This is a genomic window from Pseudomonas sp. B14(2017) (assembly GCF_002113255.1).
Classification (GTDB): domain Bacteria; phylum Pseudomonadota; class Gammaproteobacteria; order Pseudomonadales; family Pseudomonadaceae; genus Aquipseudomonas; species Aquipseudomonas putida_Z.
This window is the reverse complement of sequence record NZ_NEJY01000018.1, coordinates 46,634-67,302: the sequence shown is the minus strand read 5'-3', so window position 1 is coordinate 67,302 and position 20,669 is coordinate 46,634. Positions and strand designations below refer to the sequence as shown.

General features: G+C 64.3%; 17 protein-coding genes. 4 read left to right on the top strand and 13 right to left on the bottom strand.

The window, feature by feature from the left end; all coding sequences use genetic code 11:
- The first annotated feature begins 35 nt into the window (after positions 1-35).
- The gene (locus tag CAG34_RS19085; protein WP_039614264.1) at positions 36-1,064 is read left to right on the top strand and encodes a sensor domain-containing diguanylate cyclase; all 1,029 of its coding nucleotides are present in this window, start codon (positions 36-38) and stop codon (positions 1,062-1,064) included.
- A gap of 130 nt (positions 1,065-1,194) precedes the next feature.
- Here the strand turns inward: CAG34_RS19085 and CAG34_RS19080 are convergent, their stop codons facing one another.
- The 5 genes from CAG34_RS19080 to CAG34_RS19060 form a co-directional block, all read right to left on the bottom strand.
- Positions 1,195-2,454: a response regulator gene (locus CAG34_RS19080; RefSeq protein ID WP_085591811.1), complete on the bottom strand. Its 1,260-nt coding sequence runs from the start codon at positions 2,452-2,454 to the stop codon at positions 1,195-1,197.
- A gap of 137 nt (positions 2,455-2,591) precedes the next feature.
- Entirely contained in the window at positions 2,592-3,869 is a 1,278-nt protein-coding gene (gene gabT / locus CAG34_RS19075) for a 4-aminobutyrate--2-oxoglutarate transaminase (RefSeq protein ID WP_003255866.1), read from the bottom strand.
- 183 nt (positions 3,870-4,052) lie between these two features.
- Positions 4,053-5,495, bottom strand: a complete 1,443-nt coding sequence (gene gabD, locus CAG34_RS19070) for an NADP-dependent succinate-semialdehyde dehydrogenase (protein WP_015268576.1) — start codon at positions 5,493-5,495, stop codon at positions 4,053-4,055.
- 339 nt (positions 5,496-5,834) lie between these two features.
- Positions 5,835-7,511, bottom strand: coding sequence for an aryl-sulfate sulfotransferase (locus tag CAG34_RS19065; RefSeq protein ID WP_085591809.1), 1,677 nt, complete (start codon positions 7,509-7,511; stop codon positions 5,835-5,837).
- A gap of 17 nt (positions 7,512-7,528) precedes the next feature.
- On the bottom strand, positions 7,529-9,901 hold the full coding sequence (locus tag CAG34_RS19060) for a TonB-dependent receptor (RefSeq protein ID WP_371858052.1): 2,373 nt from the start codon (positions 9,899-9,901) through the stop codon (positions 7,529-7,531).
- A gap of 156 nt (positions 9,902-10,057) precedes the next feature.
- Here CAG34_RS19060 and CAG34_RS19055 point away from each other — a divergent pair, with 156 nt between their 5' ends.
- On the top strand, positions 10,058-10,972 hold the full coding sequence (locus CAG34_RS19055; protein ID WP_075044302.1) for a LysR family transcriptional regulator: 915 nt from the start codon (positions 10,058-10,060) through the stop codon (positions 10,970-10,972).
- 114 nt (positions 10,973-11,086) lie between these two features.
- Here the strand turns inward: CAG34_RS19055 and CAG34_RS19050 are convergent, their stop codons facing one another.
- Positions 11,087-11,992 (bottom strand): TauD/TfdA family dioxygenase, encoded by a 906-nt coding sequence (locus CAG34_RS19050; RefSeq protein WP_085591804.1) that lies wholly within the window; start codon positions 11,990-11,992, stop codon positions 11,087-11,089.
- 37 nt (positions 11,993-12,029) lie between these two features.
- Positions 12,030-13,067: an ABC transporter substrate-binding protein gene (locus CAG34_RS19045; RefSeq protein WP_085591802.1), complete on the bottom strand. Its 1,038-nt coding sequence runs from the start codon at positions 13,065-13,067 to the stop codon at positions 12,030-12,032.
- 297 nt (positions 13,068-13,364) lie between these two features.
- On the opposite strand from CAG34_RS19045, the gene CAG34_RS19040 reads away from it, so the two are divergent.
- Positions 13,365-14,966: an ABC transporter permease gene (locus CAG34_RS19040; protein WP_256573566.1), complete on the top strand. Its 1,602-nt coding sequence runs from the start codon at positions 13,365-13,367 to the stop codon at positions 14,964-14,966.
- Positions 14,963-15,826, top strand: coding sequence for an ABC transporter ATP-binding protein (locus tag CAG34_RS19035; RefSeq protein ID WP_025337300.1), 864 nt, complete (start codon positions 14,963-14,965; stop codon positions 15,824-15,826). Before CAG34_RS19040 ends, CAG34_RS19035 begins: the two co-directional genes overlap by 4 nt.
- 177 nt (positions 15,827-16,003) lie before the next feature.
- Here CAG34_RS19035 and CAG34_RS19030 read toward each other — a convergent pair whose 3' ends face one another.
- The 6 genes from CAG34_RS19030 to CAG34_RS19005 all read right to left on the bottom strand — a co-directional run bounded on the left by CAG34_RS19030 (position 16,004) and on the right by CAG34_RS19005 (position 20,666).
- Positions 16,004-16,285 (bottom strand): gamma-butyrobetaine hydroxylase-like domain-containing protein, encoded by a 282-nt coding sequence (locus tag CAG34_RS19030; RefSeq protein ID WP_085591800.1) that lies wholly within the window; start codon positions 16,283-16,285, stop codon positions 16,004-16,006.
- Positions 16,285-17,250 carry a HEAT repeat domain-containing protein gene (locus tag CAG34_RS19025; RefSeq protein ID WP_085591798.1) on the bottom strand — a complete coding sequence of 322 codons (966 nt, stop codon included), beginning with the start codon at positions 17,248-17,250 and terminating at the stop codon, positions 16,285-16,287. Before CAG34_RS19025 ends, CAG34_RS19030 begins: the two co-directional genes overlap by 1 nt.
- Complete coding sequence (locus tag CAG34_RS19020) at positions 17,247-18,098, bottom strand: ABC transporter ATP-binding protein (RefSeq protein ID WP_085591796.1); 852 nt, start codon at positions 18,096-18,098, stop codon at positions 17,247-17,249. Before CAG34_RS19020 ends, CAG34_RS19025 begins: the two co-directional genes overlap by 4 nt.
- The gene (locus CAG34_RS19015; protein WP_085591794.1) at positions 18,098-18,880 is read right to left on the bottom strand and encodes an ABC transporter permease; all 783 of its coding nucleotides are present in this window, start codon (positions 18,878-18,880) and stop codon (positions 18,098-18,100) included. Before CAG34_RS19015 ends, CAG34_RS19020 begins: the two co-directional genes overlap by 1 nt.
- Before the next feature lie 15 nt (positions 18,881-18,895).
- Positions 18,896-20,302 carry an ABC transporter substrate-binding protein gene (locus CAG34_RS19010; RefSeq protein ID WP_085591792.1) on the bottom strand — a complete coding sequence of 469 codons (1,407 nt, stop codon included), beginning with the start codon at positions 20,300-20,302 and terminating at the stop codon, positions 18,896-18,898.
- 118 nt (positions 20,303-20,420) lie between these two features.
- Complete coding sequence (locus CAG34_RS19005; RefSeq protein ID WP_008096634.1) at positions 20,421-20,666, bottom strand: ferredoxin family protein; 246 nt, start codon at positions 20,664-20,666, stop codon at positions 20,421-20,423.
- Between the last annotated feature and the right edge of the window lie 3 nt (positions 20,667-20,669).

Here is a 20,669-nt window from a genome sequence, read left to right as displayed (position 1 = left end):
CTCATATCTGGCACATCGCCCGCGTGGCGGGCCAGATGCTGGCCGCACGCTTTCACGCCGAGATCTGCTCCGTGCACATGGCCAAGAACATTCCAACGACACTGCCCGGCACCCCGCCTCCCGAAGCCGCCCAGACCTTGCTTGCGCTGCTCCACGCTCAGGGCGAGGTTGCCCGCCTGAGCGAGCGCGAGCAGCTGTTCAGCTCGCTGCTCGACAGCGTCAACGCGGTGCTATGGGCCTTCGACTGGGAAACCCGTCAGGTGCTGTACGTCAGCCCCGCCTACGAACGCATCTTCGGCCGCCCGGCCAGCCTGGTGCTGGCCGACTACAACGAATGGCGCGACAGCATCTACCCCGACGACCTGGAGTTCGCCGAGCGCAGCCTGGCCCAGGTACTGCTCAAGGGCTCGGTGGAAGACCGCGAGTACCGCATCCTCAATGCCGACGGCCAGCTACGCTGGCTGAGCGACAAGTGCTACATCAACCAGCAACGCGATGGCGACCGGGTGATCATCGTCGGCATCGCCGAAGACATCACCGAGAAGAAGCAGCTCGAAGGTGAACTGCAGCGCCTGGCCACAACCGACGTGCTGACCCAGAGCAGCAACCGACGGCACTTTTTCGAATGCGCCCAGCAAGCCTTCGACAGCGCCCGCGAAGACGGTACGCCACTGGCCTTCCTGCTGCTGGACATCGACGACTTCAAGCGCATCAACGACAGTTACGGTCACCAGGAAGGCGACCAGGTATTGCAGCAGATCGCCGATAGCGGCAAGGCCGTGCTACGCCGAGGTGACCTGTTCGGGCGCATTGGTGGCGAGGAGTTCGCGGCAGTGTTCCCCGGCTGTAGTGCCCAGGTCGCGGAGCAGATTGCCGAGCGCTTGCAACGGCAGATCCAGCGGCTGAGCTTCAGCCATGGTGAGCAGACCTACGGGGTGACGGTGAGCCAGGGGGTGACCGGGCTGACTGACGAGGATGTGGCGCTGGACAGCCTGTATGCCCGTGCCGATGCGGCGATGTACCAGGCCAAGCGCCAGGGCAAGAACCAGATCGTCCGCGGCTGAGCCCTGGGGGTGCTCTGCACCCCAATCGCCGGCAAGCCAGCTCCCACAGGTACGGCGCAATCCTCCAGCCTTGTGCAGTACCTGTGGGAGCTGGCTTGCCGGCGATGGGCCGCAAAGCGGCCCCAAAATCTCAGCTGGAAACCTCGGCCTCAGCCACCGGCGGCTCTTCCTGCGGCTTCACCTCCGGGTTCTCCACCTTACGCAACCGCCTCAGTTCCGGCAGGCCAAGCTTGAGCAGCCGCGCGGTCTTGCTGCTGGCCACCTTCTCCAGCCCCTGCTCGGCCGGCAGCCGCGACAGTTGCCCGGCCAGGTTCATGGCCAGGATCTCCCGCGAATACACCCCACCGCCCAGCTGGTAGATCGCCGCGATCAACTCGCGCAACCCCAGCGGCAACCGCCAGCGCGTACGCAGCGCCGAGCCGAACGCCGCCCCGAACTCATTGAGCGACAGCTGCACCTGATCCTCATCCAGCTCGCCCCCGGCCAGCCGCCATTCCTGCAGGCAGCGCAGCACCGCCAGGTCGCCCAGGCAATGCAGCAACCCCGCGCAATAACAACGCCCTTCGTCCAGCTCGAGCATGCGTGCCAAGGTGCGGCCATATTCGGCAGCGTGCAGCGACAACTCCCAGTAACGGGCCGCATGCTCCGCCAGCAGCGGGTCACTGAGGCGTGCACTGCGCTTGAGGGTCATGCCCAGGATCAGGTTCATGCTCTGGGTGCTGCCAAGCTTGTTCAAGGCCTGCAGCAACGTCTGCACCGGTGCTTCGCGGTGCAGCGCTGCGCTGTTGGCCGCAGCGATCAGCACGGCGGTGATCTGCGGGTCGCCCTGCACTTCCTCTTCGAGCACTCTCAGGTTCAGGCCCTGGGGGTTGAGCGCGCGCTTGATCGCCACCTGCACATCGGCCAGCAGCGGCCCGCCATCGGCGGTAGCGCGACGCTGTTCGAGGTAGGCCGGCAGGCTGGCACCTGCCTGCAAGGCCGGCACCGGGCAGGCGATCTCTTCGCCAACCGCCAGCAGCAACTCTTCCAGGCGCTTGCGCAGGGTGTCCAGGTTCAGCGGCTTGCTCAGGTAGGCCGTGGGGTGCAAGGGCAGTGCTTCGCGCACACTGGCACTGTCGCTGCGGTTGCTCATGAGAATGAACGGCAACCCCGGACCTTTGGCACGCACCTTGCGCAACAAGTCGAGGCCATCGACACCGGCCAGTTCGCGCGCGGCGATGATCAGGTCGGGTTTGCTGGACAGCGCACTCAAGGCCTGCGAGCCGTCGGCGCAGACCTGCAGCCGGGCATCACAGCGCACGCTCAACAGCATTTCGCTGAGCATGTCGCGTACCCAAGGGTCGCCCTCGACAATCAGTACGCTTGGTGGGGTGGGGTCTGCAGCGTTCATCGCCAACTCCTGAATAGCCCTGACACACAGTCCGTCGCAGCTTCCTGAGCAAATCCTCCGACAACGATAGCGCCCCACGGCTTTCCTGGGCACAAAAAAAAACCCGCCGAAGCGGGTTTTTTCTGAAGCACGTCACATCAGGCGATTTCAGCGAAGCACTCTTCGATGATAGCCAGGCCTTTGTCCAGCAGAGCGTCTTCGGCGGTCAGCGGAACCAGGATACGCAGGACGTTGCCGTAGGTGCCGCAGGACAGCAGGATCAGGCCCTTCTCGCGCGCCTTGGCGACAACCTGGCCAACGGCAGCAGCGTTCGGGGTGTGAGTGCCTTTCTCGAAGACTTCGACAGCGATCATCGAGCCCAGACCACGGACGTCACCGATGATCGGGTACTTCTTCTGGATTTCGCGCAGGCCAGCGGTCAGGCGTTCACCCACAGCTTTGCTGCGATCCAGCAGTTTCTCTTCTTCGAACACTTCGATCACGGCCAGGGCCGCGGCGCAAGCGATCGGCGAACCAGCGTAGGTGCCGCCCAGGCCGCCAGGAGCGATGGCGTCCATGTACTCGGCCTTGCCGCACACACCGGCCAGCGGGAAGCCGCCAGCGATGGATTTGGCGAAGGTGGTCAGGTCAGGCGCAACGCCCATCTGTTCCATGGCGAAGAAGGTGCCGGTACGGCCAGCGCCGGTCTGTACTTCGTCGGCGATCAGCAGGATGCCGTGCTGGTCGCACAGGGCGCGCAGGCGCTTCATCAGCTCTTTCGGCGCTGGCAGGAAGCCGCCTTCGCCTTGTACCGGCTCGAGGATGATCGCGGCGATGTCGCGCGGCTCGGCGTCGTTCTTGAAGATGCGCTCGACCGAGGCGATGGCGTCGTCAACGCTGATGCCGTGCAGTTCGCTCGGGAACAGGGCGCGGAAGATGCCACCTGGCATCAGGCCCATGCCAGCGGAGTACGGCACGACCTTGCCGGTCAGGCCCAGGGTCATCATGGTACGGCCGTGGTAGCCGCCGGTGAAGGCGATGACGCCAGCGCGGCCAGTGGCGGCACGGGCGATCTTGACAGCGTTTTCAACGGCTTCGGAGCCGGTGGTGACCAGCAGGGTCTTCTTGTCGAAGTCGCCTGGGACCAGCTTGTTGATCTTTTCGCACAGCTCTACATAAGGTTCGTAGGCCAGCACCTGGAAGCAGGTGTGGCTGACCTTGGTCAGCTGCTCTTGCACGGCCGCAACCACTTTCGGGTGCAGGTGGCCGGTGTTCAGTACTGCGATGCCGCCGGCGAAGTCGATCAGTTCGCGGCCTTCAACGTCGATCACGGTCGAGTTCTTCGCGGTATCGACGAAGATCGGGTGGATCTGGCCAACGCCACGTGGGACGGCGGCGACACGACGTTGCATCAAGGATTCGTTGGTCTTGCTCATAATGCCCTCATTGCGCCGGTCTGGAGTGGCGCTTTTATTCGGGGGTGGCTGGGAGTGCTCGCGAACAGTATTCGTTGATCGACTGCCGTGAACGCCCTGGCCACCAGGTACTGCGATGTAAAAAAGGCCAGCGAGACGTCGCTCTCGCGCCCCGCTGGCAGAGGTAAAGCCGTTACCGTGCTATCAGACGCTGATGCACAGGTATTTGATTTCGAGGTAGTCCTCGATACCGTACTTGGAACCTTCGCGGCCCAGGCCCGAAGCCTTGATGCCACCGAACGGTGCCACTTCGTTGGAGATCAGGCCGGTGTTGATACCTACCATGCCGTATTCCAGGGCTTCGGCAACACGGAACACACGGCTCATGTCGCGGGCGTAGAAGTACGAGGCCAGGCCGAACTCGGTGTCGTTGGACATGGCGATGACTTCGGCCTCGTCCTTGAAGCGGAACAGCGGCGCCAGCGGGCCGAAGGTCTCTTCCTTGGCGACGGCAGCGGTCTTCGGTACGTCGACCAGAATGGTCGGCTCGAAGAAGTTGCCTTCGATGATCTTGCCACCGGACAGTACCTTGGCGCCTTTGCCAACGGCGTCTTCGATATGTTCCTGGACCTTGGCGACAGCCTTGCCGTCGATCAGCGGGCCAGTGGTGGTGCCTTCTTCCAGGCCGTTACCGATCTTCAGCTTGGCAACAGCGGCGGCCAGCTTCTGGGCGAACGCGTCGTAGACGCCGTCCTGCACGTAGATACGGTTGGCGCAGACGCAGGTCTGGCCGTTGTTGCGGTACTTGGAGATGATCGCGCCCTCGACCGCCTTGTCCAGGTCGGCGTCGTCGAACACGATGAACGGGGCGTTGCCACCCAGCTCCAGGGAAACCTTCTTGATGTCCTTGGCGCATTCTTCCATCAGCTGGCGACCGATTTCGGTCGAGCCGGTGAAGGACAGCTTGCGGACCAGGGAGTTGCCGGTCAGTTCACCGCCAACTTCGCCAGCGCTGCCGGTAACCACGCTCAGTACGCCAGCCGGGATGCCGGCACGGTGGGCCAGCTCGACCAGGGCCAGGGCGGAGTACGGGGTCTGCGAGGCAGGCTTGAGCACCATGGTGCAGCCAGCGGCCAGGGCCGGGCCGGCTTTACGGGTGATCATGGCGGCCGGGAAGTTCCACGGGGTGATGGCCGCGGTAACGCCGATTGGCTGCTTGATGACGATCAGGCGCTTGTCTGGCTGGTGGCCCGGGATGGTGTCACCGTAGACGCGCTTGGCTTCTTCGGCGAACCACTCGATGAACGAGGCAGCATAGGCGATTTCGCCCTTGGCTTCGGCCAGCGGCTTGCCTTGTTCGGTGGTCATCAGGCGAGCCAGGTCGTCCTGGTTCTCGATCATCAGTTCGAACCAGCGACGCAGCTTGGCCGAACGCTCCTTGGCGGTCAGGGCACGCCAGGCCGGCAGAGCCTTGTCGGCGGCTTCGATGGCGCGGCGGGTTTCCGCGGTGCCCATCTTCGGCACGGTACCGATGACTTCACCAGTGGCCGGGTTGGTGACCTTGATGGTCTGGCCGTTGTCCGCATCCAGCCACTCACCATTGATGTAGGCTTGCTGGCGGAACAACTGAGCGTCTTTGAGCTGCATGTCGGCTTCCCGAATTGTTGATTGTTGAAAAGCGCCCAAGGCAGGGCATCGAGCGTTTGAAATCTCAAACGAATGCTAAGCGGCTGCTGGGGTGTTGGACAATAGGCTGTTCGAAAAAAAGAACGAATGGTTGAACACCCTGGCGGAAATTTCACATTTCTGTGCCGTAGCAACCGGCCCTATCGCCGGCAAGCCAGCTCCCACAGGGACCCCACAGGTGCTGAATTTTGTGGGGTCCCTGTGGGAGCTGGCTTGCCGGCGATAGGGCCAGTACAGGTTAGACGAACGAGCTGAAGGAAATGTGATGGGAGGACCGACGGCCCTCCCGGAAGGGATGGGTCAGAAGGCCTTGGCCAGGTCGATCACCAGGGCCCGGTACCCCACGCTGCCCGGCTGCCGGCTGTGTACCTTCAGCTCCACCAGCACCTCCTGGGTCCCGCGCCGTACCTCGTTGAGCACGGTGGTGGTCAGTTTCTCCGGGGTCAGGAAGTTCACCGAGGCCGAGTAGATGAACTGGGTGTCGGTCTCCGGCCGGTAGGCCACCACCGAGGTCACCGGGCTGTACCACTCGTCACCGCGCTCCTTGCCATATTCCCACACCTGTTCGACCGTGCCCTTGGCCTCGTCGATGCGGTACTCCACCGCCCGGCTGTAGTTGCCGGTCAGCCTGGTCGGCGCAAAGTCGCGGCCCCAGCCGTTGTCGAACACTGTCAGCGTGCCTTTGCCGGTCAGCCAGGCAGTGTGCTGGGTCCACGACCAGTCGAAGCCTTCGCTCGCCACCGGCTTCAGCACTTTCTCGCGCAGACGCTCAGGCCAGCCTTGGGGCGAGGCGAGAATCCACTTCACCTGCTTGTCGCGGCCGATCTTCACCACGCCCTGGTGCCGTGCTGAAACGATGATGCTGTCGTCATCGGCGTCGTAGTCGATGGCATTGACGTGCGCCCAGTTACGCCCGGTGCCCACCCCCGGGGTGTCACCAAAGGGCAGGTCACCCTCGGCCAGTTCGTTGGCCAGCCGCTCGTCCTGTTTCTGCACCCTGGCCGGCAACTGGATGGCTGCCTTGCCCAGGGTTTCCAGCAGGTCGCCACGGTATGGGTCGAGGATCTGGTTGAGGTCCCAGAAGTCCAGCACGTCACCGGCCTCGTCGACCTCGATGATGTGGTCGCGGATCGAGCGCACGCGCTTGCCGTCGGGCCGGCGATAGTCGCTGGTGCCCACCCGCAGCAGGTAAGTGCCATTGGCGGTCTCGCGGATTTCATGGGAGAAGTCGGCGAACTTGTCGGGCAGGCTGCGCTGCCAGATGCGCCGGCCCAGCAGGTCGTACTTGGAGTAGGTCTGGCCCTGGCCCCAGATCAGCTTGCCGTCGCGGGTCTGCTGGAAGCCCATGGTGCCGCCCAGGCCATCGCGGCGGTTGGAGTCGTGGATCTGCTCGATGTCCAGGTACCAGCGCACGTCGCCATTGCTGTCGGCGATCCAGTTGTTGCCCACCTGGTCCCATTCCGCCGCACCGCCCAGGGCATTCCACTTGAAGGCGCGCCCGCCCGGGATGTCCCCCTGCAGGTGGTTGAACAGGTACAGCCGCTGTTCAAAACCTGGCGCTACCTTGACTGGCTGCACTTCAGGCAAGGCGGCGGTCTGCCTGGCGACCACAGGCAGGCGCACGGCCGGGGCGTAGATCTGGTACTGCTCGCGGATGCGCTCGCCGTCGAGCTTGTAGGTCACTTCCACCTGGTTGACGTGATCCGGGTACAGGCCGAATACCGGGATGCCGCCATAGGTCCACAACGAACGGTCGGACACCTCGTAGGCGATGTCCACACCGCGCTCGCCCCGCCCCAGCACGCGCACGTGCGCGGCACTCAGGCTGCGCCCACCGTCGCGAATGATCGCGGTCAGCGGCGCCAGGCGATACGGGTTGACCACCACGTCGCCGAGCAGCGCCTCGTCACGCTCGGGAACCTTGGCGGTCAGGCAGGCGCCCTCAGGCAATGCAGGGGTTTCGGTCTTGGCATTCATGGCATAGCTCCTTGTGCTCAAAAGTCGTAACGGGCGGTGGCGCCGAAAGTGCGCGGGGTGCCGAGCACGCCGGCATAGCCACCGTTGGCGGAGTTCCACAGGCTGGTGAAGTAGGTCTTGTCACCGGCGTTCTTCACCCACAACGACAGGTCGACCACGCCGTCGCCCTGGTCCAGGCGCACACCGGCGGAAAGGTTGACCAGCGCGTAGCTGGGGATCTGGCCGAAATCGGAATCGTCGATGGTGCCCACCGCCTTGGAGCGGAAGGCGTAGCTGGCGGTGACGTAGGGTTCGATGTGCTCGCTGGCCTGCCACTTGTACTGGGTGTTGAGGTTGGCGATGTACTTGGAGGCACCGACCACCTGGTGGCCGGACAAATCGCAGGTGGCAGTGGCATTGGCCAGGCTCACTTCCGGCGGGCATGGGGCGTCTTTGTACTCGGTGTAGCGCACGTCGTTCCACGAGCCGTTGAAGTTGACCGTGAGGCCGCGCAGCGGCAGCGCCGTGGCTTCGAACTCCAGGCCACGCGAGCGCACGCGGCCGGCGTTGGCCAGGTACTGCACGCGGTTGATCTGGTCGTAGACGTTGGCCTGATAGCCATGCACTTCGGCCCAGAACAGGTTGGTATTGAGTTGCAGGCGGTCGTCGAACAGCGAGCTTTTCAAGCCGAGTTCGGCGTTGTTGACCCGCTCGGTGCCGACCAGCAGCGAGTCGGTGCCCAGCCGTGGCGCAGCGCCAACGGTAAGGTTGATGCCGCCAGACTTCTCGCCGTGGGTCAGGGTGGCGTAGCCCAGCAACTGTTCGTTGAACCGGTAGCTCAGGCCCAGCAGGCCAGAGGGGCTGAAGCTGTACTGGTTGAGGTCGCCTGAATCGTAGGCGCCTACCCGGCCCTGGCGTGCTGCTGCGGCGGCCCCGGTTACTGCCGCACCGCCGGTTGGTGCATCGCGGGTCACCCAGGCGCTCTTTTCTTCATAGGTGCCGCGAACGCCGGCGGTGAAGTCCAGGCGGTCGGTGATGTGCCAGGTGCCCTGGGCGAACAGCGCGTAGCTGTCCGTATCGATGTGCCCGTTGCCAATGGTGTCGACGTTGGCCAGGGCGCCGGCCGGGGTGAGGTTCCAGATGTCCGCCTGCGGCCCGTAGAAAGTGAAGGATTTGTTGTCCAGGTCCTGCTTGAAGTAGTACGCGCCCAGCACGTAGTCGAAGGCACCACCGGTGGGCGAAGCCAGGCGGATTTCCTGCGAGTACTGCTTGTCGCGCACCGACACCCCCGCGCTGTAGAACACCGGTACGTTGAGGCCGTCGTCGTTGCGCGGGGTGAAGTCCCACCAGCGGTAGGCGGTGATCGAGGTCAGGGTGAAGTCGTTGGGCAGGGTCCAGTTGGCCTCCACCGAGGTACCGCCCTGAAACACCGTCACCTGCTGGTCGGCGTCGAAGTTGACCTTGCGGTGCTTGCCCGACACCAACGTCGCGCCGGCCTGGGCGGCCAGGCTTTCATAGCGGTTGACGCCATTGATGGTCGGGCCGGTGCTGTACAGGCTGAGGATGCCGTTGTCGGAGTCTTCTTCGTTGTATTCGCCGATCCAGCGCAGGTTGAAGGTTTCGCTCGGTTTGAACAGCAGCTGGGTACGAAAACCTTGGCGCTTGCCGCCGTTGAGGTCGTCGCCGTTGTGGATGTTCTTCACATAGCCGTCGTCTTCGGTGCGATAGGCGCTGATGCGCCCGGCCAGTGTGTCGCTGATCGGCCCCGAGAAGCTGCCTTGGGTTTGCAGGTAGCCGTCTTCACCAAACGACTGCTGGATGCTGCCCTCGCGGTGGAAGGTGGGCTTGCGCGTGGTGATGTTGAGCACGCCGGCGGTGGTGTTCTTGCCGAACAGCGTACCTTGCGGGCCGCGCAGCACCTCCAGCTGCTCCACGTCCAGCAGGTCGAACACCGCCATGCCGGGGCGGCCGAGGTAGACGTTGTCCAGGTAGATGCCGACGCTGCCTTCCAGGCCATCACTGGCGGGGTTGTTGCCCAGGCCACGGATCGAAATGCTCGACTGGCGGGCATGAACGTAGGCGACGTTGGTGCTGGGTACCAGTTGCTGCAGGTCTTGCACGCGGTAGATGCGTTGGCTTTCCAGGGTTTCGCTGTCGAGCACGCTGATCGGCGTGGGCACGCTTTGCGCGGTTTCTTCGCGGCGGCGGGCATTGACCGTGACGGTGCCGAGCTTGGCTTCCTGCTCCACCGCCGGGGTGGCGCTGACCGGCTCTTCGGCGAAGCTGGCAGAGGACGCCGCCAGCAGCACGCCGGCAGCCAAGGGTTGCAAGGTGAAACGCGACGCGCGCGCAGGCCAACGGGAAACTCCGGACATGCAAATGCTCCTTGAGGCATGGGCCCTGGCGAGCATTTCCGTTGGCGGAACCGAATCGCGGTCAGTCGGGCTTATATTCTTTTAGGCGATATAAATATTTGTAATTCATATTTTGTGGAATAAGTAACTCCCTTTATAAGGGGGCTAACCCTTGTCAGCAATTGCATTCGACCGAAAGTTTCAATGTAAAAAATGCATATCGATCTCCGTCAGCTGCGCCACTACATTGCCCTTGTCGAGCACCGCAGCTTCGTTGCTGCGGCGGCTGCGGTGAACCTGTCGCAATCAGCGTTCAGCCGCAGCATCCAGACCCTCGAGCACAACATCGGCTGCCGCCTGGTGGACCGCGCCAGCAAGGAGCTGGCGCCGACTCGCCAGGGCCTGCTGGTGCTGGAGCATTCGCGGCGGCTGGTGCATGGGGCGCACAACCTGGTCAACGAGATCCACCAGTTCAACGGTGCCACTACCGGCGTGGTGCGCTTCGGCTCCGGCCCGGCGCCGGCAGGGGGTTTGGTACCGCGGGCGGTGGCACGCTTCGTCGCCGAATACCCCGCGGCACGTACCTGCTTCCAGGTGGACAACTGGCAGGCGCTGAACCGCAAGCTGGTTGCCGAGGAGATCGAGTTCTTCGTCGCTGACACCCGCCAGTTCGAGTCCGACCCGGACTACCAGGTGCACAAGCTGACGCCGCAGCGCTGGCATTTCTGCTGCCGCGTCGGGCACCCGTTGACCGAGCGCGAGAGCGTGCGGGCGCGCGACCTGTTCGACTACCCACTGGCTACCACCTTCCGCCCGCCGAACATCCGCAAGATCCTCAGCGACCTCAGCGGTCGGCAGGATTTTCTGCCGACGGTGGAGTGCGAGCATGGCTATGCACTGCTGAATGTGGTGATGCATTCGGACACCATCGGCATTGCCTGCAATGCCAACTTGCGGCCGTATCAGCGTGACGGGGGATTGGTGGCATTGCAGCTGGCCGACCTGACGGTGGAGCAGGAAGAAGCGTTCTATACCCGTTATGGGGTGGTGAGCCGGGTGGGGTATGGGCTATCGCCGTTGGCTCAGGGGCTGGTCAGACAATTGATTGCCTGTGATACCGAGTTGTAGCTGGCGGGGGCTTTGCCCCCGTTTCGCGACACAAGGCCGCTCCTACAAGGGTATGCGATCGCCTGTAGGAGCGGCCTTGTGTCGCGAAAGGGCCGCAAAGCGGCCCCGGCGATATCAGCCTTTACGCGTAGTGCGGCTGAGTTGCCCATCCACCCCGACCGGCACCTCACCCGCCAGGGTCACCCGCCGCACCACCCGCGGTTGGGTCCCGTAATCATCCACCGCATAATGCTGCGTCGCGCGGTTATCCCAGATGGCCACGTCCCCCGCCTGCCAGCGCCAGCGAACGGTGTTCTCCAGGCGCGTCACATGCCCTTGCAGCACCGCGAACAGGTGCTGCGAATCCGCCAGCGAATAACCTTTGATGCGCTTCACGAAATGCCCCAGCTGCAGCACCCGCTCGCCACTGATCGGGTGCACGCGCACCACCGGGTGCTCGGTCTCGTACACCGTGGAGGTGAACACTTTGCGATAGCGCTCCAGCTTGGCCGGGTCCACATCGGGCTTCACGCTGGCGTAGTCGTATTCGTTGCTGTGCACCGCCCACAGTTTGTCGGCCAGCTCGCGCAGCGGCTCGGGCAGCTCCTGGTAGGCCGTGGCGGTGTTGGCCCACACGGTGTCGCCACCGGATGCCGGCACCACCACGCTGCGCAGGATCGAGGCCTTGGGGTAGGCGTCGACGAAGGTCACGTCGGTGTGCCAGGAGTTGGCCCGCTGGCCTTCGGCACCATCGAGCTGCAACAGGTAGCTTGTGCCATCCACCACCGGCACGGTGGGGTGGGCGACCGGCTCACCGAGCAACTTGGCGAAGGCTTCCTGGCTTTGGTCATCCAGGTGGGTCTGGCCACGGAAGAAGATCACCTTGTGCTTCACCAGCGCGGCCTGGATGGCGTCGAGGGTGGCGGCATCAAGGTCGGCGGACAATTGCACCCCGCGAATTTCGGCACCGATGCGGCCGGCAACCGGGTGGATGTCGAGTTCGAGGGTTTGTGGCGCGGTGGCCAGGGCGGCGTTGCTCATGGTCGTGTCCTTGCGGTCATTGTCGGGTTTTCGGGGTTCAGCGGGCGGCCTGCACGGCCTGTTTCTGTTGCAGGGCGGCGTCGAGGAAACGTGGTTCGATCCAGTCGGCCACCTGGAAGCCACGGCGGATCAGGCGCTCCTTGGCGGCCAGGTCCACACCCTGTTGCAACTGGCCGACGAATTCGGCGTCCAGCCGTGGATCGAAGTAATGGGCCAGGTCTTCCTTGGCCAGGTCGTCGTTGAGGATGCTGCGCGGCCAGTTGGCATTGCTGGCCACCAGCTCGACATAGGCCTCGCGGTTGTGTTCGTCGCGCAGCCAGGCGCTGGCCTGTTGCTGGGCATTGACCAGGCGCTGCACCAGCTCGGGGTATTTGCGGATGAAATCGCCAGTGCCCAGCAGCACCGCCTGGGTACTGCCGGCGCCTTCCAGGTCACGCGAGTTGACCGGTAGCTCGACCAGCCCGCGCTCGCGCAGCGACAGCAGGTTGGACAGGCCCCAGGTGGCGTCGATCTGCTTGGCGGCCAGCGCGGCATTGGCGGCGTTGAAGTCCAGGTTGATCACCTTCAGCTCGCGCTCGCTAAGCCCCTGGCTGGCCAGGGCGCTGGCGAACGACAGCTGGTTGGCGGTGCCACGGAACACCGCCACGCGCTTGCCTTTGAGGTCGTGCAGGGTCTTGATGCCGGAACCGGGCACCACGCCCAGGTAGCTCTTCACCCCACGTACCCCCGCCGACAGCACGCGGGTGTCCAGGCCATTGGCCTTGCCGACGATGGCGGCCAGGTCGCCGAGGTAGGCGAAATCGGCCTGACCGTTGGCCAACGCTTCGTTCACCACCGGCCCGGCGCCCTTGAAGAAGTGCCAGTCGATGCGAATGCCGTCCTTGGCGAATTCCTTCTCCAGCAGTTGCTGGTCACGCAGCACGTCGACCACGCCACCGGCGCTGGGCTTGCTGCCCGCGCTGAGGTCGGGCACGGCGATGCGGATGCTTGCTGGCTTGGCCGCTTCAGCTGCGTGGGCGCTGAGGGTGAAGGCCAGCCCAAGGGCGGTGATCAGGTGGCGCAGCGGGGTTTTCATGGCAAGGCTCCTTGGCAGGCTGCCACCGGCGATGGCCGGCGCTTTGGCCAGAAGCTAGGCAGGTCTGGTTAGAACCTACAAAGATCAAAACTTCATTCTTCAGTAACTGGAAGGCATAAATCAGGCGGTATGCGGGCCTGCGGCTGGCTTGCGGAAAACGCATGGAAAATATGAGGAAAACGCAACGGCGAGGGGCTTCCGTATGCATGAAGCGCATGCTCTTATCTCTTGAAAGTCATTTTTTAGAATTTTTAATTCCATAAATGAATAATCTAACAACGCTTCGAGAGATGGCCGATGAATGGAATTCTGAGCAGAGGTCGGGGATTGTTCCGGGGGTCGCTGCGCGACCCTTTCGCGACGCAAGGCCGCTCCCACAAGGATCGCGCCCGCTTGTTGCCCTGGGTCTTGCCTGTGCTGGTTGCACTGCTGTGGGTGGTGGCCAGCCGGGAGCACTGGATGAGCGAGCAGATTCTGCCGGCGCCAGCATTGGTGTGGCAGAGCGCGGTGGAGTTTGGCTCCGGCGAGCTGTGGGGGCACCTGTGGATAAGCTTGCAGCGGTTGTTCTGGGGGCTGGCGGTCGGCATCGGCAGCGGGTTGCTGCTGGGGGTCTGGCTGGGTGCTTCGCGGCGGGCGCAGACGCTGGTGCTGCCAACCTTCGTGGCGCTGGCACAGATACCTACCCTGGCCTGGATCCCGTTGTTCATGCTGTTCTTCGGGATCGGTGAGTTGCTCAAGCTAGTGGTGCTGGTGAAAGCCGTGGTGGTCCCCGTTACCTTGCACACGCTGGTCGGTGTACGCGATGCCCAGCCCAAGCTGCGAGAGGCCGCTGCGGTGCTGCGCCTGCCTCGCCATCTACTGTTCCTGCGCCTGCTGCTACCGGCTGCCCTGCCCGCCTTCCTCACCGGCGTACGCCTGGCCCTGGCCACCGGCTGGACCTCGCTGCTGGCGGTCGAACTGCTGGCCTCCAGCGAAGGGATTGGCTACCTGATGGTGTGGGGACGGCAGCTGTTCATGCTCGACCTGGTGCTGCTGTGCATCCTGGTGATCGGCCTGGTCGGCGCACTGCTGGAGCGCGGCTTCTCGGCCCTGGAAAAGCGCCTGCTGTACTGGCCGCAAGCGGCCACAGGGGAGCAGCACCGTGGCCCCGTGCCGCGGGGTTGGCAAAGCCTGCTGCTGCCACTGGCACTGTTGGCCCTGTGGCAGGCCAGCAGCAGCTTTGGCTGGGTCGACAGCAATATCCTGACCTCGCCACTTGAAGTGTTGCGCACCCTGCTGACCGGCCTGGCCGATGGTTCGCTGCCGCAAGCCTTGCTGCTGAGCCTGCAGCGCGCTTTGGCCGGCTTGCTGCTGGGCGGTAGCGCTGGCCTGCTGGTCGGTTTGCTGTTGGGGCTTTCGGCCAATGCCGAACGTATCTTCGGGCCAAGCCTGTCGGCCTTGCGTCAGGTGGCGCTGTTTGCCTGGGTGCCGCTGCTCACAGCCTGGTTCGGCCTGGGTGAAGGGGCCAAGCAGGTATTCGTCGGCATGGCTGCGTTCTTCCCATTGCTGATCGCCACCCAGCGCGGTATCGCCAGCCTCTCGCCGCAGCTGGGTGAAGCCGCGCGCACCCTGCGCCTGAACCTGTGGCAACGCCTGCGCCTGCTGGTGCTGCCCGGCGCAGCCCCGGCCATTTTTGCCGGCCTGCGCCTGTCGCTGATCTACGCCTGGCTGGGCACCATCGGTGCCGAATACTTCATGCCCTCGGACGGTGGCATCGCCAGCCTGATGATCGGCGCCCAGCAACTGTTCCGCATGGATCAGGTAATGGCCGCCATGCTGCTGATCGGCTTGGTCGGCGCCCTGCTCGGCACCCTTGGACAACGCCTCGAATCGCGCGCCACGCGCTGGAGAACCGCATGAACGCCTTCAATACCTCGCACCTGCACGCGGCCAACCAGCCCGACGTCACCCCGCCCCTGGTCAGCTTCGAGGGGGTCGGCAAAGTGTTCAGCGTCGATGGCCAGCCGCTGGAAGCCATCCGCAACTTCAACCTGTCGATCAACCAGGGTGAGTTCATCGCCATCGTTGGTGCTTCCGGCTGTGGCAAATCCACCCTGCTGCGCCTGCTGGTAGGGCTGGATACCGACTACAGCGGCAACATCCGTGTGGACGGCCACACTGTCAGCGGCATTGGTAGCGAACGCGGCATCGTGTTTCAGGAACACCGGCTGTTCCCCTGGCTGAGCGTGGAACAGAACATTGCCCTGGGCCTGGTCAACGAACCGCTCACCCAGGGTGAGCGCGCGCGGCGGGTACATGAGTTCGTGCAACTGGTGGGGCTGGTCGGCTTCGAGTCGGCCTACCCTCACCAGCTGTCCGGCGGTATGGCCCAGCGCGTGGCGATCGCCCGAGGCCTGGTAGCCAGCCCGCGTATCCTGCTGCTCGACGAGCCGTTCGGCGCGCTGGATGCGCTGACCCGCCAGCAACTGCAGGACGAGCTGCTGGCCATTCGCGAACGTGCCGGCATCACTACGCTGCTGGTCACCCATGACGCCGAGGAGGCCACCTACCTGGCCGACCGGGTGGTGGTTCTGGAGCCGCGCCCGGGGCGGATCAAGTCGGTGGTGGAGATCGACCTGCCACACCCACGGTTGCGTACGGGCGTGGCACTTCACGAGCTGCGGGAGAAGGTGCTGCACCAGATCACCGGGGATGGCGGCTACCTGACGCCGCCGGTGCGACGGGTCGAAGGGCTGAGGCCGGAGCTGATTGCGCTCTGAGCCTGTGGGAACGGGCCCGTACTCATAGAACTGCCCATGACTCACTGAATTAGCAGGGCCCCTGCGGGAGCGGCTTTAGCCGCGAACACCGGCGCAGCCGGTGCCATGCACCGAGTTGGATTCTTCGCGGCTAAAGCCGCTCCCACAGGGTACGCGGACCGCTTGCGAATTCAGGTCTCACCGGGCACTGAGGTCACGCAGGTAAGCCCAAGGGTAGATACCCCGCTCATGCCCATCGCTGAACACCAGCTGCACGCCATATCCTTGCGGCTCGATTTGCACCACGCGCACATCATCGCGAACCAGGCTGATGCTCCCCTGCAGCCGTGCCGCTCGGCATTGTGAACAGGGGCAAGCACCGCGCAGGCGGGCATGGCTGAAGCTGTGTTCGCCGTCTTGCCATTGCAGCACCAGTTGCCCGGGCCCGCGCATGTTGCGAATAGCTTGCGGGGCGTTCATCAGGAGGCCCCGCGCAGTTGCGCCATGGCGATCCGCACAGCCTTGCGCACCTCGGGGTCGCTATCGGCCTCGGCGGCCTGCAGCACCGGCAAGGCACGCGCCTGGCCCAGCTCACCCAGGGCCAGAGCCGCCTCCTTGCGCAGGTTGGCAATGCCGTGGCCGAGCAACTCGCCAAGCGCGTCCAGGGCCGCAGCATGACGCAGCCGCCCCAGGGACCGCGCCGCACGCAGACGTACTTGCCAGAAGTCATCGGCAAGGGCATTTACCAGTGCCGGGCCTGCTGGGGCCAGGCCCACCTTGCCTAGCGTGGTGGCGGCTTCTTCGCGCACTTGCCAGGCCTTGTCAGCCAATGCAGCCACCAATGCTGGCACCACCGCGCTGTCGCGGGCGAGGCCCAGCGCACCAATGGCCGCGCGACGCACCTCGGTGTCCGGCTCGTCTGCGGCAAGCTTTGCCAATGCTGGCAATGCCGGCTGGTGCTTGAGCCAGCCAAGAATACCCACTGCCTCACGCCGGACCGCGGCGTCGCCATCGGCCAGGGCCAGCAGTGCAGGCTCTGCAGCATCTTCCAGGCGCAGCTCGCGCAAGGCACGCAGGGCGCTTGCACGGACGAAGGCATCGGCATGCTTGACCCATGGCAGGATCAGGTGACCGGTTTCAAGGCTCTTGAGTTCGCTGAGGCTCTGGGCGGCAGCCAGCCGTACCGGCTCGGCAGCATCGGCCAGCGCAGCGCACAGGGCCTGCACAACTTCGGGTTCTTCCCAGGCCTCGAGCAGGCGCGCGGCCTCGGCACGCACCTCGTCGGCGGCATCCACCAGTAGTGCATCGGTGAGCCATGGCAAGCCATCCGGGTCTTCCAGGTCGGCCAGTTCGATCAGGGCGATACGGCGCACACCTGCATCAGCGGCACCAAGGCGAGGCAGAAGAGCAAGGATGTCGGGGTTGTCAGTCGTTCGTTCAGTCATAGCGCGATCCGTAGCGGTGGGTGCTCAGTGTCCGGCAGGCCCAGTGGGGTCAGGCGCGGAAGTTCGCGGCCTTCCTCGTGACGGAGCAAGGCCAGACAGTGACGCTTGAGGTGAGTGAATTCAGGGCTGGTCAGCAGGCTGGCGCGGCGTGGGCGCGGAAACTCCAGGTGCAGGTCTTCGATAAAGCGGCCAGGTCGCGGGCTCATCACCAGGATACGGTCGGCCAGGAACAGCGCCTCGTCGATATCGTGGGTGACGAACACCACGGTGGTGCGGATGCTTGCCCAGATATCCAGCAACAGCTCCTGCATGCGTGCACGGGTTTGCGCATCCAGGGCACCGAAGGGTTCGTCCATCAGCAAAAGGCGCGGCCGGTTGATCAGCACCCGGGCAATCTCGGCCCGTTGCTGCATACCGCCGGACAACTGACTGGGCCAGCGCCCGGCAAAGTCGGCCAGCCCCACCAGTTGCAGCATTTCACGAGCCTGCCGGCGACGTTCGGCGCGGCTCTGGCCCTGCATCTTCAGACCAAAGGCCACGTTGTCGAGCACGCTACGCCAAGGCAGCAAGGTGTGGTGCTGAAACACCATGCCACGCTGCGGTGACGGCCCGGCAACGGTCTGGCCATCCACGCTCAACTGGCCGCTGCTGGGCACCAGGTGCCCGGCCAGGGCGCCAAGCAACGTCGACTTGCCGCAACCGGAGGGGCCAAGGATGCAGACGAACTCGCCAGGCTCTACGGCAAAGTCCAGACGCTGCACCGCCTCGAATGCTTCGCTGCCGTGCCCCAGTCGAATCGACAGGCCACGCCCGTCGATACGCCCTGGTGCTGGTTGATAACTGGTCATCAGCTGGCCCTCCGCGTGCGGTACCAAGGCGTGGCCAATTCCCCAAGGCGCTTGACCAGGGCGCTGCTGCCCATGCCCAGCACGCCGATCAGCAGCATGCCGACGATGATGTCCGGGTAGTTTTGCAAGGTGTACGACTCCCAGGTGTAGTAGCCGATACCGAACTGTCCGGAAATCATCTCGGCGGTGACCAGGCAGAACCATGAAGTCCCCATGCCGATGGCCAGGCCAGTGACGATGCTTGGCAGCGCTCCAGGCAACACCACTTCGCGCAGGATCGACCAACGCTCTGCACCGAGGCTGCGCGCCGACGCCACCAGGCGCGGGTCGATGGCCTCGACGCCGTGCACGGTGTTCAGCAGGATCGGGAACAGCGCGCCAGTGAAGGTTATGAACACCATCGACAGTTCCGACGACGGGAACATCAGGATCGCCAGCGGGATCCACGCCACCGCCGGAATCGGCCGCAGCACTTCGAGTGGTGGCATCAGGGTGTCCTCGGCCCATTTCGAGCGGCCGATCAACAACCCCAGGGCCACGCCAATCAGCGCCGCGGCGCCATAACCGGCAAACACCCGTGACAGGCTGCTGCCCAGGTGCGCCAGCAGGGTGCTGGAAGTCAGCAACTGCCAGGCAGCTTCCAGCACCGCCTTCGGTGTGGGGACATAGGTGAACGTCAGCAGCCCGAGGTCCAGCTTCACGCTCGCCGCGACCTGCCAGAACAGCAGGCAGGCCAGCAGCGAAGCCAGGCGCACCGGCCAGCGCTTGAGGTTGCAGGTCATGTCGGTGCCTCCCGGTCAGCGCTGGGCGACCAGCTTCTGGTTGGCGCTGACGAAGTCCAGCGCTTCACCGCCATGGGCCTTGGCATACTGCTCGGCCTGGTCCTTGAGCAGGAACGCCGCCAGTTCACCCTTGGCGTTACGCACGAACCAGGCCTGGTTCGCCAGCAACTTGATTCCGCTGTCGGCGGCCTGGGCGTAGATGGCGCGGATGTCCTTGCCCTCCTGCTCCAGCTGGGCCAAGGCGCCAAGCGCGGCCTCCGGCGAAGCGTAGTGGCGGACCTTGCCTTCACCGCGCACCCAGATCTGTGCCAGGCGGCTGAAGTCAGTAATCGGTTTGCCTGTCAGCGCGTCATTGGCCTTGAGTGGCTGCGGATCGTAGTCTTTCAGCGCCTTGTCGTAGTCCAGGCCAGCCTCCTTGAAGGCCGCACGGATGTACTGGTCGTCGATGAACTTGTCGGTGTCGAGGCCGCGGTCGGTCTTTTTAAGCAGCTTGAGCGTATCGATGGAGGTTGCGACTGCCTGACGGTATTCAGGCTTCCATGTCAGGTCGCGGGTCTGCAGGCCGAGCGGGCCGTGGAACAGGTAATTGACCTCGGCCTCGATGCCGGTGACTTTCTCGATCAACTCGCTGTACTTCTCAGGTTCCGCAGCGATCAGCCGATCGGCTTCGAGGCTGGCGCGCAGGTAGGCGGTGACCACTTCGGGGTATTTCTGCGCATAATCGGCATCGACCAAAGCGCCATGGAAGGTCGGTGCGTTGGCCTGGGCGCCGTCATAGATCTTGCGGGCGAAGCCGCGGTTGGGGAACAGTTCGGCGAACGGCACGAAGTCGGCATGGGCCTCGATGCGGTTGCTACGCAGGGCGGAACCGGCGATTTCCGGCGCCTGGGCGATGATTCGCACATCCTTCTGCGGGTCCCAGCCCTGGGCTGCTAGGGCACGCAGCAGCATGCCGTGGGCGGTGGAGGCGAACGGCACGGAAATGGTCCTGCCCTTGAGTTCAGCCAGCGACTGCACGCTGGACGCCGCCGGTACGACGATGCCATTGCCGCTGCCGTGCACGCTGCCCGACAGCACGCTTACGAATAGGCTGCGCTTGCCGGCATCCAGGTGAGCAACACCGTTGAACGACCCGGGGAAGTCGGCCATTGCACCGAAGTCGAGTTTGCCAGCGACCATTTCATTGGTCAGTGGCGCACCGCTGGTGAAGTTCTTCCACTCCACCTGATACTTGGCATCTTTGTATTTGCCGTCATGCGGCAGGTACTTGTCCAGCAGGCCAAGCTCGCGTATCAGCAGGCCACCAGTGGCGCAGTTGATGGTGGTGTCCTGGGTGCCAATGGCGATGCGGATGGTTTCGGCGCTGGCATTCAGGCCAGTGAGCGCCAGCGCGAGGCCGGCCACGGTTGCAACAAGGCGCATGGGTGTTTCCCCTCGAGTCGTTATAAGAGTTGGGTCGTCTCCGCCGCCCGGCTTGGGTGGTGGGAAACGAGGGGCACAGCAGGAGGGCGTCCGGTGGTGCGCCGGATGGCGGGATGAATCAGCGCAGCAGGTACGGGATGTCGACCTTCACCGCACCCGTGGGGCAGTCCTTTTCGCAGGGCATGCAGTACCAGCATTCGTCGAAGGCCATGTAGGCCTTCTGCGTGGCCGGGTTGATCGCCAGCAGGTCCATGGGGCAAACCTCCACGCAGACGGTGCAGCCTTTTTCGGCGATGCACTTGTCTTCGTCGATGGTGACGGGGGCGCTGCTGCGAAAGAAGATTTCTTGCGGCTGGTAGGCCATTTC